At 70.6% G+C, this 13,322-nt stretch carries 8 protein-coding genes and 2 pseudogenes; 3 read left to right on the forward strand and 7 right to left on the reverse strand.

Annotated elements, in window-relative coordinates; all coding sequences use genetic code 11:
• Window position 1: 1 nt before the first annotated feature.
• The 6 genes from JMV16_RS00650 to JMV16_RS00675 all read right to left on the reverse strand — a co-directional run bounded on the left by JMV16_RS00650 (window position 2) and on the right by JMV16_RS00675 (window position 8,546).
• Complete coding sequence (locus JMV16_RS00650; protein WP_201492227.1) at window positions 2-3,322, reverse strand: hypothetical protein; 3,321 nt, start codon at window positions 3,320-3,322, stop codon at window positions 2-4.
• Between the two features lie 15 nt (window positions 3,323-3,337).
• Window positions 3,338-3,934 (reverse strand): hypothetical protein, encoded by a 597-nt coding sequence (locus tag JMV16_RS00655; protein WP_201492228.1) that lies wholly within the window; start codon window positions 3,932-3,934, stop codon window positions 3,338-3,340.
• A gap of 37 nt (window positions 3,935-3,971) precedes the next feature.
• The gene (locus JMV16_RS00660) at window positions 3,972-4,178 is read right to left on the reverse strand and encodes a hypothetical protein (protein ID WP_201492229.1); all 207 of its coding nucleotides are present in this window, start codon (window positions 4,176-4,178) and stop codon (window positions 3,972-3,974) included.
• Between the two features lie 123 nt (window positions 4,179-4,301).
• Entirely contained in the window at window positions 4,302-5,648 is a 1,347-nt protein-coding gene (locus JMV16_RS00665) for an MATE family efflux transporter (RefSeq protein WP_201492230.1), read from the reverse strand.
• A 2-nt stretch (window positions 5,649-5,650) separates the two neighbouring features.
• On the reverse strand, window positions 5,651-8,011 hold the full coding sequence (locus JMV16_RS00670; protein ID WP_201492231.1) for a glycoside hydrolase family 31 protein: 2,361 nt from the start codon (window positions 8,009-8,011) through the stop codon (window positions 5,651-5,653).
• Between the two features lie 112 nt (window positions 8,012-8,123).
• Window positions 8,124-8,546, reverse strand: coding sequence for a BLUF domain-containing protein (locus JMV16_RS00675; protein ID WP_201492232.1), 423 nt, complete (start codon window positions 8,544-8,546; stop codon window positions 8,124-8,126).
• 233 nt (window positions 8,547-8,779) lie between these two features.
• Here JMV16_RS00675 and JMV16_RS24060 point away from each other — a divergent pair.
• The 3 genes and pseudogenes from JMV16_RS24060 to JMV16_RS00690 form a co-directional block, all read left to right on the forward strand.
• Window positions 8,780-9,532: pseudogene (locus JMV16_RS24060) on the forward strand (MCP four helix bundle domain-containing protein); the annotation flags it as partial.
• Window positions 9,533-9,818: 286 nt separating this feature from the next.
• A pseudogene (locus JMV16_RS24065) lies at window positions 9,819-11,401 on the forward strand (MtrB/PioB family outer membrane beta-barrel protein).
• Window positions 11,402-11,640: 239 nt separating this feature from the next.
• Complete coding sequence (locus JMV16_RS00690; protein WP_201492234.1) at window positions 11,641-12,012, forward strand: glycosyltransferase family 9 protein; 372 nt, start codon at window positions 11,641-11,643, stop codon at window positions 12,010-12,012.
• 157 nt (window positions 12,013-12,169) lie between these two features.
• Here the strand turns inward: JMV16_RS00690 and JMV16_RS00695 are convergent, their stop codons facing one another.
• On the reverse strand, window positions 12,170-13,231 hold the full coding sequence (locus JMV16_RS00695; protein ID WP_201492235.1) for an alkene reductase: 1,062 nt from the start codon (window positions 13,229-13,231) through the stop codon (window positions 12,170-12,172).
• Between the last annotated feature and the right edge of the window lie 91 nt (window positions 13,232-13,322).

Genomic DNA, 13,322 nt, shown 5'->3' on the forward strand with positions numbered 1-13,322 from the left:
CTCAGGCGCTGGCTGCAGGCAGCGCGTCCTGCAGGCGCTTGAAGCCGGCCACCGTGTCGTCGAGGCCGCTGGAAACTTCGGCGGCGATGGCGTCGAGTTCGTCGAACACCGGGTCGAGCAGGCCGGTGGGATCGACGGCGCGCAGCTGGGCCAGCAGGTCGTCGTAGATTTCCAGCGGCGTTGCCAGCAGCACCTCGAGCGAGAGCTTTTCGAGCACCGAGGCGACGAGATCGCGCAGGTTTTCGATGATGGCCAGCACACGCGAGAGCGGGTCGCTGTCGACGAAGGCGGCGCGCAGGGTGTCGAAAGAGGCGATGGGGCCGGCCAGCAGTTGCGCCGGCGACAGCGCCAGCACCTGGGTCTTGACCTCGGCGACCACGCCGTCGGCGGCCTCGGCCAGCGGCGTGAGGTCGATGGCGTCGAGCAGGCTTTGCAGGCTGGCCAGGGCGTCGCGCAAGGGCGCGATGACGGCGTCGAGGAGGGCGCGCAGGCGTCCGCGCAATGCCTCGAACAGCGGCATGGGCAGCGCTGCCATGCGTTCCGGCGGCACGGCGGCCAGCACCGCCTGCACGACACCGACCACGCTCAGCTGGCCCTTGGGAATGCCGGCCGCGGCCATCAGCAGCTGCAGCTGCGCGGCAGCCGGGGCCAGCGGCGCCAGGGCCTGGCGCAGGCGCTGGGCGGCGGCGTCGGCCTCGGAATAGCCGCTGCGCGAGAACTGCGTCGCCAGGCCGACCGCGCGTTCCAGCCCGGTGAGCAGGCGGGCGCGGTTGGCCTGCAGGCCGGCAAAGGCGAGCGAAGCGTCCAGGCGCGGCAGCAGGGCCTCGAAGGCCGCGCGCTCGTTCCCGGCAGCCAGGCGCCCGGCCAGGGCTTGGACGGCGCCGCGCAGGGCGGCCACCGCCGCGGCCGCGCCGGGCGCAGTGCTGTCCACATCCACGGCCGCTACGGCGGCGCGCGTCTTCTCGAAGGCCACTGCCAGCGCTGCGCTTCGGGCCGACAGCGCGGTGGCGGCATCGGCTTCGCCAAACAGCCAGCCGCGCACCGCGCCGAAGCTGTTGGGCGAGACGCGCAGGCCGCTGCTGCCGGCCAGCAGCGCCACCAGGCTGCCCAGGCTGCGGCCGGGGTCCAGCGAGGGGAATTGCGCCAGCAGCGCCAGGGCCTCGTCGAAGGCCGACCGCAGCGGTGCCTGCAGCCGCGCGGGGTCGGCCATGTCGAGCAGGCCGACCACGCTGTCGGACAGCTCGTCCAGCGTGGGCTGCCAGCGCTCATAGCCGATCTGGGCCAGCAGCTGCGTGCGCACCGCAGAGATGCGCTCCTGCAGCGGTGCCACCAGGGCGCTGGGGGCATAGCGGTCGAGCGCGGCGACGATGTCGTCGAAGACCTGCTGCACCGGCTCCAGTGTGGCCGTGAGATCGATGCCCTGCAGCACCGCCTTGACGCTGTCGAGCGCCTCGCGTACCGGCTGCAGCGTGAGGCCGGGCTCTAGGGCCTGCACGCGCTCGGCGATGGCGTCCAGGCGCTGGTCGACCTCGGCCAGCAATTCGCGCGGATGGTTGGCCTCGACGAGGTCGAGCAGGGTCTGGTACTTGGCCTGCAGTTCGGCGATGGCGGCCGTGAGGTCGTCGCGCGGCGTGAAGCGGCCGTCTGCGCTGATGCCCAGCAAGCCTTCGATCTGGGTCTGCACCGCGCCCACATCGACGGACTTGATGGGCGCGACGACGGCGTCGACATCGGGCTTCATCGAATCGGGCAGCATGTCGAAGGGCACGGCCGCGACGACATCGGTGGCGGAGCCGATGGCATCGACCGCGGTGTCGAAATAGGGCTTGAGCCGCGCCTGCGACAACACCTGCGAGAAGTCTTGTATGCCCTGGCCGATCTGGCCGACCGCGGCTTGCAGGTCGATGGCGTCGACCGCGTCCTTGACCTCGCCGAAGAGGCCGTCGATGGCGGTCTTGAAGCGCGCCAGCGCGGCGTCAACCTCGCCCAGCGCGCCGCCGGTCACGTCGGCGGCGGTCTGCAGCGCTGCTTCGATGTCGTCGAGCAGAGCGGTGACGGCGTCGAGCAGGGCCGAGACTGGCTCCAGCGCGCTGCGCAGCGCATCGGCCACGGCCTGGAAGGGCAGGGCGGCGACGGCCTGGCGCAGGGTGTCCAGCGCGCTGCGCAGCGCCGTCATCACCTCGGCGATGAGGCGATCAAGCTCGCGCAGCGGCGCCGTCAGGGTGGCGATGCCGTCGGACAGGGGTGCCACAAAGGTGGCGGGGTCTATGGCCGTGATGGAGGCCGCGATGCCGGCGATCTCGGCTTCGGCACGCGCGGCCAGGGTGTCGAGTTGTCCGGCCGGCAGCATGGAAGGATCGAGCTTGCTGAACAGCGGTGCCAGCAGCGCGGCAAGCTGGCTGGCGAAGCGGCCCAGCGTGTCGGCTTCGGCCGCGCGCAGCGCGGCGCGGGCTGCATCGACCTCGGCGGCGAGCTTGTCGACATCCAGATAGACGAGCGTGGCCTCGGCCATGCCCATCTCGGCGCCCAGGCGCTCGGGTAGCAGCGTGAGTTGGCCGGCGATGTCGGCCACGGCGATGCGGGCGGCGGCGAGGCCGGCACTGTCGTCGGCGGCCAGGCCGGTGACGAAATCGGCCAACGAGACCGGGCCGCCGCTCAGCGAGTGGTTGAGGCCTTCGATGGCGCTGCGCAGACCCACCGGATCGATGGTGCGCGCCATCGTCGCTGCCAGGCCCTGGGCCTCGGCCAGCACGGTTTCCAGGCTCATCAGCGCGCCGGTGATGGACAAGGTGCCGGTGGCCGCGGCCAGCGCGTCGCTGACGCCACCCAGCGCCGGCAGACGCACGCCGGCGGCGCCCAGCAGGGGCTCGACCAGCCCTTTCAGCACCTGGCCTTCGGCCGAGCCGCTGAGGATTTGCACCAGGCGCAGCAGCAGGGTCGGCAGCGCCGGGCGGCCACCTTCTGTGGGCGCTTCCAGCTCGGCGCGCAACTGGTCCAACAGGCCGTTGACCTGCACCGACAAGTCGTGCTGGGTGGCTGTCTCCACCAGGGCCACGGCGTCGCCCAGCGGGCCGAAGATGGCGGCCGGGTCGGGCAGGGCCGCCAGCAGCGGCTGGGCCAGCTGGGCCAGATTGCCGACCACGCCGTCCAGCGACGAAAGATCAATGCCCGAGGCGCCGCTGCCCAGACCTTGCAGCGCCTCGTCGGAGGCCGGCAGCGCGACGCCGGCGAGATCGGCCACCGGCCCCGACAACTCGGCCAGCAAGGTCGTGCCCAGGCTGCGGCAGTCGAGCTTGGTGCTGAGCGTGGCGGTCAGGCCCATGGCAGCGTCAGGCGTTCAATCGAAGATGCTGGCCAGCGGCGACAGCAGGTCGCCGGCACCGGCCAGCGCATCCTTCAGGCCCTGGGCGGCGGGTTGGATCGGCGCCAGCAGGTCGCCGATCTCGGGCACATCGCCCAGCAGGCCGGCGATGTCGAGCAGGTCGAGGCCGAGGTCGACATCGAGGCCGAGGTCGGCGTCGACATCGAGGCCGAAGTCATCGGCCAGGCCTGTGGCTGGCGGCTCGGGCGGCTCGGTGTACTCGCGCAGCAGCAGGCGGTAGCGGAACTCGTCGGCGATGGCCGCGGTTTCTTCCAGCGCGAAGCCGACGATGAGCACCTGCTCCAGTTCGGACTCGTTGACGATGTCGGCGACGAAGTCCACCGGGTCGCCGGCCAGAAAGGCCGTTCGCAGCTCTTTCAAGAAGGCGTCGCGGGCCTCGTCGCCGTAGAGGCTGCCGGAGATCTCGACCTCCAGCGCGTCGCGGCCCAGGTCCTGCTGCAGGCTGCCCGAGAGCCCGGGCACCGGCAGCAGGGCCAAGCGGCGCGATTCGCGGCTGGCGATGGCCTCGATGCGGGGCAGTTCCCAGCGGCCGACCATGGGGCGGACCAGCATGAGGGTTCCGTCTGCGGCGCTGGGTTGCGGGCAGCGATCAGGCCTGGGGCGAGGGTGCCCAGAACCGGCGCAGGCCCTGGATGGCGGCGTCGAGCGCGCCCCAGGTGACAAGGAAGGCGCCGCACTCGAGCGAGAAGCTGTGGAACTTGTAGAACAGCTCGGCGATGAGCCAGGCGATCAGCAGGGCCGGCAATTGCTCGGAGAGCAGCCTGCGGGCGGGCAAAAGGCGCAGCAACGTGAACATGGCACCACCTCCGGCCCCACCGGGTCAGGTGGGGAGGCGCCGACTGTGCCAGCCACGTCGGCGCAGCGTCACCCCTAGGTTGCACGCGCATCCGTCGTGCGGAGGAGCCGTTAGCAGGGCGCCTCAACCGCGCACGCGGCGCTGGGTTTCGCGGGCGTGGGCAAGCCAGCCTCGGCCGTGCCAGCGCCACAGCAGCAGCAGGCCGCGCACCCATTCGTCGGCGGCATACGCGATCCAGATGCCGGGGAGACCGAACCAGCGGCCCATGAAGTAGGAGCCCAGGCCCAGTACCAGCAGCATCGAGCCCATGCCCGAGGCGGCCGGGTAGGTGGCGTCGCCGGTGGCGCGCAGCGCGCCGTTGAGCACCAGGTTGAAGACGCGCCCGGTTTCCAGCAGCAGCGACAGCCACAGCAGCGTGGTGGCCGCGGCGATGATGGCCGGGTCGCGCGTGAAGGCCCGCATCAACCAGGGCGCGCCGATGGCCACCATCAGGGCCAGGCCGCCCGATGCCAGCAGGCCGTTGCGCACGCCCTTGCGCACCAGGCGGTCGGCGCTGGTGAGTTCGCCGGCACCGACCAGGCGGCCGACCATGATCTCGCAGGCCCAGCCGATGGCGATGCTCACCAGCGCCACGTACTTGAGCACCTGCAGCGTGTAGGACTGGGTGGCGAGTGCGGCCACGCCCAGGCGTGCCGCCGCGGCCAGCGAGACCATGAAGCCGATGCGGTAGGCGACCTCGACCGCGGCGCCGGGCAGGCCGATGCGCAGCACCGGTGCCAGCACCGGCAGCGGCACCGCCCACCAGTCGCGCAGCGTCGGCCGCAGGTTCATGCGGCGGCGCCACAGCCACAGGTGCAGGAAGAGCGCGAGCAGGCGGCTGACGGCCATGGCAACCGGATAGCCGTAGAGGCCCAGGCCCTCCCACGGCCCCAGGCCCAGCATCAGCGGCACGGCCAGCGCCAGGTGGGTGCTGTGCATGCAGACCATCACCATCAGCGAGGCCCGCACATGCAGGTGGGCGCGCAGGATGGCGCTCATGCTCATGTTGTAGGCGTCGAGCAGCAGCGTCGGCGCCAGCAGCATCAGAAAGGCGCCGGCCAGGGGCTGCACTTCGTCCGGGGCGTTGAGCGCCTCCAGGATGGCGGCGTCGCCCAGCAGCACGATGGCCATGGTCAGCAGGCCGGCCCAGGTGCCGGCGCCCAGGGCCAGCAGCGAGGTGCGCCGCACCTGGGCCTGCAGGCCGCCGCCCAGCATCTGCGTCACCACCACGCCCAGGCCGATGGCCAGCACGCGGAAGATGGCGAACAGCGTTTCCAGCACCTGGGTGCCGAGACCGAAGGCGCCGGCTGCCGCGTCGGAGGTCTGCGAGGCCAACCAGAGGCCGCCCATGGCCACGCTCATGGCGAGCAGGAACTCGCCGAGTATCGGCCCGGCGATGGCATTGAGCCGCGGGCGCGCAATGGCGGCCATGGCTAGATGCTGACGGCTTGGCTGCGGCCGGCCGCCAGCGGTGCACCGCTGAAGACCCAGGGTTCTGACACCAGGGTCAGCGTTTGCGTGCCGGTGGCGGTGGTGACGACGACGCTGCGTGCGCCGTCATAGCCCACCACGCACAGGCGCAAGGGCTTCCAGCCGGCCTCGAGCACCGCGGCCTCGAGATGCAGCACGTCGCCCTCGCGCCAGGCGGTGAAGCGCCACAGGCTGCGCTCGTCGCGCCGGTAGCCGTAGCTGAGGCCGTCGTCGGCGGCATAGTCCAGCGCCGCCTCGTCGCTGCAGCCGGCGCCCAGGATCAGGTGCAGTTCGATGTCGGCCAGGTCATTGGTCTGGCTGATGCGCGCGCCGGGTTGCATGGGGATCAGCTGCCCCTCGCGCAGGAACACTGGCGTCGAGGCCACGTTGCTCGTGACCTGGATGCTGCGTCCGGCGCGGATGAAGCGGCCGTCCGAAACATCCATCCAGCGCCCGCGGCCGGGCAGGGTGACCGTGCGGCGCTGCTGGCCGGGGTGCAGCAGCGGCGCCTGCATCAGCGCCGGGCCGACGAGGAACTGGTCGTCGATGTGGTCAAGCTCCTGACCGTCTTCGTTGTCGAAGTCGTGGAACAGCGGGCGCATCACGGCCGTGCCGTCGCGCTCTTGCGCGATCCACAGCTGGTACAGGTAGGGCAGCAGCTTGTAGCGCAGGCGCACATGGTGGCGGATGATGGCCAGCGCCTCGTCGCCAAAGACCCAGGGCTCCTGCTGGGCCGAGCCCGCCACCGCATGGTTGCGCAGGAAGGGGAAGAGCATGCCGGCCTTGTACCAGGCGATGGCCAGCTCGCGGCTGGCGTGGCCGCCGAAGCCGGGCACGTCGGGGCCGTTGAAGGGGATGCCCGAGAGCGCCAGGTTCAGCGTGCAGGGGATGGTGGCGCGCAGGTGCTGCCAGTTGCTCCAGTTGTCGCCGGTCCACACCGCCGTCCAGCGGCTCGATCCGGTGGCGGCGCTGCGCGAGAGGAGGAAGGGGCGCTCGTCGGGCCGCGCGGCCAGGAAACCCTCGTGCGTGGCCTGGGCCATGCCGGTGGCGTAGAGGTTGTGATAGGTCCAGTGCGGCCAGGCGCCGCGCTGGAAGCGCATGTCGTCCACTTCGGCTGCGCCGGTGCTGGGGTCGTTCATGTCGATCCAGGCGCCGCCGAAGCCCCATTCGCGAAACTGCCGCGCGTAGCCGGCCCACCAGACGCGCGCCTCGGGCAACGAGAAATCCGGAAACCAGGTGCGCCCGGGCCAGACGAAGCCGACATAGGGCGCCCCCTCGGGGTTGAGGCAGTAGATGCCGGCGGCCTGGCCGCTGGCAGCGACCTCGTAGCCCTGCTGCACCTTGACACCGGGGTCGAGGATGGGCACGACGCGGTGGCCGCGGTCATTCAGCGCCTGCAGCTCGGCGGCGCGGTCGCCGAAGTGCGCGGGGCTGGTGGTGAAGACCTTGTAGTCCTCCATGTAATCGATGTCCAGCCAGAGGCCGTCGTTGGGGAATTCGTGCGCCGCGAAGGCCCGGTCCAGGCGCTGCAGGTCGCGTGGGCCCCTGTAGCCCCAGCGGCACTGGTGGTGGCCCAGGGCCCACAGCGGCGGCAGCGGCGTCTTGCCCACCAGGCGCTGCAGGCGCTGGGTGACGGCCGCGGCGCTGTGGCCGGCGATCACGTAGAAGGCTGGCACGCCCTCGTCGGCGCCGAACCACAGGCTGGGCGGCGCCTGCAGGTCGTCGCGGCCACTGAAGAACCAGTTCGAGCCGGTGTCCATGAAGACGCTGCCCGGGTGGTCCACCAGGATGCCGACCCAGTGGGCGCCACGGCGTATCAGCAGATAGGGAATGGCGGCGTACTGAGGGTCGGGCTGGCCGTCAATGACCACCGGCATGGGGTGGTCGGCCCAGACATCAAGATTCCAGAACTTGGTGCGCTTGCCGGTCTTCTCCAGGCCGGTGAGCTTCTCGCCCTGGCCGTAGAAGCGCATCGCGTCGTCGCGCGCCAACTGCAGCAGCCAGGCCCTGCCACAGACGCCGAAGCAGGCGCCGCCCAGGCCCTCAAGCAAGATCGTGCCGCCAGCGTCGGCGAGTTGCAAACTGGCACCGGCGCCCCAGCCCAGGCGGTAGCCCGACGGGCCGTCGAACTCGTCCTCGTTCAGGCGCAGCAGGCGCGCATCCAGCGGCCAGCGCGCCGCATCGGCGATCTCGACATGGAAGACGTCTTCGCCCAGATCGCGAACCCGCGCCGGCAATTCGCTGTCGGCCAGGCGCAGGGCCGTGCTGGTATGGGCTTCGGCGAAGCGGAAATTGGAGGGGTGGCGGATCTTCTGGAAGTACATGCCTGGTCTCCTCGCTATTCCGGTGGCCGCGGGCATTTTCGCGAAGGGCGGCCGGTGCGCGGCCTGCCGCCGCGCAAGCCCCGGGGCGGGCCGCAGCGGAGACCCGCCCGGCTCAGGCGGGCACCGTGCGGGCGTGCTCCACCATCTCGGCAAAGAGCTGGCTCAGCGCCGAGGCGCGCATCTGGTAGGGGTCGAACTCGGCCTGCGCCGAGTACTTGAGAAAGATCGCGCGGTGGGCCTCGGTGGTGCTTACCAGCCCCATGGCCCAGCCGCCGAAGAGGCGGGCGTCGATCTCGCCCAGGCTCAGTACCGCCGGCTCGCGGTGGCGCGGGTCGAGCACGATGCGGTGGTACAGGCCGTTGACCACCAGGTGGTCGCCCTCCAGGCACTGCAGGAAGATGCCATTGGACAGCATCAGGGCCCCGGTCACGCCCAGGGCCGCGTTGTTGCGCTGCGAGGCGCGGACGATGTCCTTCACCTCGAGCGGCGTCAGCAGGCCGGTGCTGCGGCTGGCATAGATCAGGCGTATCAGCATGAGGGGCTCCGAGGCTGCGAGGGCCCCCGATGCTAGGGCCGCACGGCAAAGCCGTGGCCGCGGGCGGGCTATGCCCGCCGCCGCCGGCCAAGTGGGCCGACCCGCAATACCGCGCCAACAAACGTGCAAGGCGCGCGTCATTCTCTGCAGGGCGGCACGGCCGCCGTTACGAATGGCTTCAAGTCCTCCCGGCAGCGGCAGAAAGGGAGCTTAGCCACATCCACCCAGCCGTCATGCAAGCAGCCAACTTCAAGATCAGCACGCGGATTGGCGGCGGATTCTTCGTTTTCGTGGCGCTGACGGTGCTGCCGGGCGTGCTGTCGATACTGCAGTTGCACAACGTGGCGGCGGCCATGGCCGAGATGGCCGATACCCATCTGCCCCAGGTGCAGCTGACGGCCCGGATGCGCGATCTGCTGAACAGCGTGCGGGGCGCCGAAGCGCGCCATCTGCTGTCGTCCGCGCGCAAGGAGATGAAGGGTCTGGAGGCCGAGATGGAGGCCATGCGCAAGAAGCTGGCCGAACGGGACGCCGCCGCCGATCGCCTGATGAGCCACCTCGACGACCGCGCCTTGCTGGCGGTGTATCGCGAGCACCGCAAGTCCTGGTTCGCCGCCAGCGAGCCGCTGACCACCTCGTCGCGAGCGGGCAAGCCGGACGAGGCCACCAACATCTACAACGGCGACTCGAACACCGCCTTCAGCGCCGCGATGGCAGGGATCGTCAAGTTCAGCGAGTTCGCCGCCCGGGCCACGGCCGCCGCTGCCGTGGCCTCCGAGGCCGCTTACCAGAACGCGCGGCAGATCGTGCTGGTCGGCGTTGCCATTGCCGTGCAGCTGGCCGTGGCCATCTCCCGTTCCATCGCCAGGTCCATCGAGGCCGCCGTGCAGGCGGCAAGCCAGATCGCCGATGGCGACATGACGGTCGACCTGCATGTCGTGGTCCGCGACGAGACGGCGCAACTGCTGCGTTCACTGGTCGCGATGCGGCTGCGGCTGGCCGGCGTGCTGTCGACCTCAGGCGCGTGGCTGCGTCAACTGCCACAACAACATCCACGGTGGCAGCAACCCGTCCAGCACCGGCACGCAACGCACCTTCCGACGCTAGGAGCACCAATTGCAACAGCCCCGTTCGCTGGCCCAGCGCGGCCTCTTCCGACCCTGCGTCCTGGCCGCCGCGCTGGCCCTGGCCTTCGGTGGCGCCGCGGCCCAGGATGCCGCCAAGGCCGACGAGTTGCGCGTGGACCTGGCCACGCCCCAAAGCGGCCTGCGCATGGCCCTGGGCGAGGTCTCGGCCCCCAACCGCCGCTTCGGCCAGCACACGGGCCGCGAGCGCGAAGGCGTGCTGGGCCTGGCCAGCCTGGACCTGATACGCCGCGACGACGCCACTGGCACCTGGCTCAGGCTCTCGGCCCGCAATCTCGGCCGCGACAACGCCGAACGGCGCTTCACGCACGAGCGCCAGGGCGACTGGTCTTACACCTTGCAGGGCAGCCAGGGCACCAGCCATGAACCCCTGGCCATCGTCAGCGGCCTGCAGGGCGTGGGCACCGGCACGCAGGTCGTCAGCGCCGCTGCGGCCAAGCGTCCGCTCGACCTGCAGATCCAGCGCGATGCCTTCGCGCTGGGCGCGCGCAAGTGCTTCCTCGGCGGCTTCGATGTGCAGCTGAGCTTCATGCAGGAAGACGGCAAGGGCGCGCGCCTGTTCTGCCGAGGCAGCGGCAATGTGATGGAGTTCCTCACCGAGCCCATAGACCGCGTCACGCGTCAGTGGCAGGCGCTGCTGAGCTACGCCGACCGCAGGCTGCAGCTGTCGGGCGGCTACAGCGGCTCGAGCTGCGACAACCTGGTCCCGGAGCTCAATGCCAGCGGCGGCAACACCACCGTCTTCGGCGCTCTCTGGGCCCATGCCCTGCCGCCCGGCAACAGCGCGCACCAGTTGCACCTGGCGGGGGCTACAACTTCAGCCCGGCCACGCGCACCAGCTTCAAGCTGTCGCGCTCGGTGGCGGTGCAGAACGAGGCCTTCGCCGCGCAGTTCACGCGCCTGGCCGGCGCCCCCGATTCGCTGGACGCCAAGGTCGTCACCACGCTGGCCCTGGCCGATCCCAACCTGCGTCCGCTGCGCGAGCTGGACGTCCTGGCCTCGCTGCGCATGGAAGACTGCGACGACCGCACGCCCGAATCGCGCTTCCTCAACGACACGCCGGCGTCCATTGGCGGCTCATGCACGACCTCGGGTTACATCGGCCTGTACAAGCCGCGCTCGTTCCGGCAGGTCAACGCCAAGCTGGATGCCGGCTGGCGCCTGCCCGACGGCTACCGCCAGGGCGCCGTGCTCGAACAGGAGGACATGCGCCGCAGCGTCTCGGCCAAGTACCGGCGCAATGGCTTCCGTGCCGACACCTCCGAGCAGAGCGTGCGGCTGGATATCAAGCGCAGCATGGGCGAGACGCTCAACGGCAGCATCGCCCTCATCCACAGCGAGCGCGGCGGCTCCGACTACGTGCCCGACACCTTCGACCCGAATGCGCTGACCAACCAGGTGGCGGGCCTGATCTGGGCCGACCGCACGCGCGACAAGCTGCGCCTGAGCGCCGACTGGCTGCTCGGCACGGCTCGACAGGCCGCTCGTCGGCCACCTGCAGGATGGCGCCTCGCTGCAAGGGCGGAGAGTGCTGCTGTACGCCGAGCAGGGCCTGGGCGACCTCATCCAGTTCCTCCGCTACGCATCGGTGCTGGCCGACCGGGGCGCGCTGGTGCTGGTGTGGTGCTCGGCGCCCATGGTGCCGCTGGCCCGCAGCGCGCGTGGGGTCTCCGAGGCCTTTGCCTGGGAAGAGACGCCGGCGGAATTTGACCTGGACTGCCACCTGCTCAGCCTGCCGTCGCTGCTGCATCCACAGGCGGCGACGCTGCCCGTGGCCGTGCCCTACCTGCAACCGGACCCCGGCCTCGTACAGGCCTGGGGCAGCCGCGCTCCGCCAGGCGGGCGCCTGCGCGTGGGCATCGCCTTGGGGCGGCAACCCCGGCAATGCCTACGACCGCCGTCGTTCGCTGGCGCTGGCCCAGCTGTTGCCCCTTCTGGCCGAAGCAGGAGTGCAGATCTTCTCGCTGCAGCGCGGCCCTCGCGCCGCCGAAATCGCCGGCATCGAAGCGCCGTTGCGGCCACTCAAGCTCGAGCGCGACGACGGCAGCGTGCTGGACACGGCCGCCGCGATGGCGAATCTGGACCTGGTCATCTCGGTGGACACCATGGTCGCCCACCTGGCCGGCGCACTCGGGCGGCCGGTCTGGCTGCTGCTTCCCTTCGCGCCCGACTGGCGCTGGATGCTGGAACGCGCCGACAGCCCCTGGTATCCGACCCTGCGCTTGTTTCGCCAGCCGCGGCCAGGCGCTTGGGGCCCCGTCGTCGATGAAGTCGTCCAAGCCCTGCGGCAGTTCACGGGTGCCGGCTCATCTCAGCGGTGATCCCTGGCCCGCTTCTGCCTTGACCGACGATGGAGGGATCGAGCTGCGCCGGATCGGCGCCATGCAAGAGGCACCGCGCGGACGTGGCTGCCGTGGTGGACGCGGTGCGTGCGGACGAGGGTGGACAGGGCCGTGTGCCTTTCGTGGCTGAATCCTGTCAGGCCGTCGCCAGCGCCGGATAGTCGATGTAGCCCTGCGCGGTGGGAGGCGAGAAAAAGGTCTTGTGGTCCGGTGCGTTGAGCGCGGCGCCGACGCGGAAGCGCTCGGGCAGGTCGGGGTTCGCGAGGAAGGCGCTGCCGAACACGGCCGCATCGGCCTTGCCTTCGGCCAGCAACTTCTCGGCACTGGCCTGGGTGAGCCCGCTGCCGACGAGGTAGGCACCATCGAAGCGCGGGCGCAGCAGCGCGTGGTAGTCGAACTTCGCGCCGAACAAGGCCACATGCAGGTAGGCCAGGCCTTTGCCGCGCAGCTGGTCGACCAGGCAGGTGTAGGTTTCCTGCGGCGCGGCGTCGGTGATGCTGTTGTAGTTCATCTCCGGCGACAGCTTGATGCCCACGCGGTCGGCACCAGCCTCGGCAGCCATGGCGTCCAGCACCTCCAGCATGAAGCGGGCACGGTTCTCGGCCGTGCCGCCGTAGGCGTCCTGGCGCTGGTTGCTGCCCGACGACAGAAACTGCTCGGGCAGGTAGCCCGAAGCGCCGTGCAGTTCCACGCCGTCGAATCCGGCATCGAGGGCCCGGTGCGTGGCCTGGCGGTATTCGTCGACAACGCCGGCAATCTCGGCAAGGCTCAGCTCGCGCGGCGTCACGAAGTCGACCTGGCCCACTGGTGTCCAGGCCTGGCCATCCGGCTTGATGGCCGACGGCGCCACCGGCGTAGCGCCACCCAGCAGCGAAGGATGGGAGACGCGCCCGCAATGCATCAACTGCATGAAGATGCGGCCGCCCTGGGCATGCACGGCCTCGGTCACCTTCTTCCAGGCGGCCAGCTGCGCTGGGGTTGCCATGCCGGGCGTGTTCACATAACCCTTGCCCATCGCGGACGGGAACACACCCTCGGTGATGATCAGGCCAGCACTCGCGCGCTGGGCGTAGTAGGTGACGGTCAGCGCGCCCGGTGCGCCATCGGCATCGGCGCGCGAGCGGGTCATGGGGGCCATCACCAGGCGGTTGGCTGCCAGCGTGCGGCCGATGCGGACGGGGCTGAGAAGTGGGCTCATGGTCGGTTCCTCGGTTGGGGTGGGCCTGCGATGGCTGAATCTTCTGTTGTCCTGCCTTGGGGATAAAGTGGGTACGATGGAACTCATTGAT

The organism is Rubrivivax sp. A210 (genome assembly GCF_904426505.1).
Taxonomy (GTDB): domain Bacteria; phylum Pseudomonadota; class Gammaproteobacteria; order Burkholderiales; family Burkholderiaceae_C; genus Rubrivivax.

Coding starts and splice junctions, on each gene's coding strand:
- JMV16_RS00650 (WP_201492227.1), bottom strand. CDS start 3,322: ATGGGCCTGACCGCCACGCTCAGCACCAAGCTCGACTGCCGCAGCCTG.
- JMV16_RS00655 (WP_201492228.1), bottom strand. CDS start 3,934: ATGCTGGTCCGCCCCATGGTCGGCCGCTGGGAACTGCCCCGCATCGAG.
- JMV16_RS00660 (WP_201492229.1), bottom strand. CDS start 4,178: ATGTTCACGTTGCTGCGCCTTTTGCCCGCCCGCAGGCTGCTCTCCGAG.
- JMV16_RS00665 (WP_201492230.1), bottom strand. CDS start 5,648: ATGGCCGCCATTGCGCGCCCGCGGCTCAATGCCATCGCCGGGCCGATA.
- JMV16_RS00670 (WP_201492231.1), bottom strand. CDS start 8,011: ATGTACTTCCAGAAGATCCGCCACCCCTCCAATTTCCGCTTCGCCGAA.
- JMV16_RS00675 (WP_201492232.1), bottom strand. CDS start 8,546: ATGCTGATACGCCTGATCTATGCCAGCCGCAGCACCGGCCTGCTGACG.
- JMV16_RS00695 (WP_201492235.1), bottom strand. CDS start 13,231: ATGAGCCCACTTCTCAGCCCCGTCCGCATCGGCCGCACGCTGGCAGCC.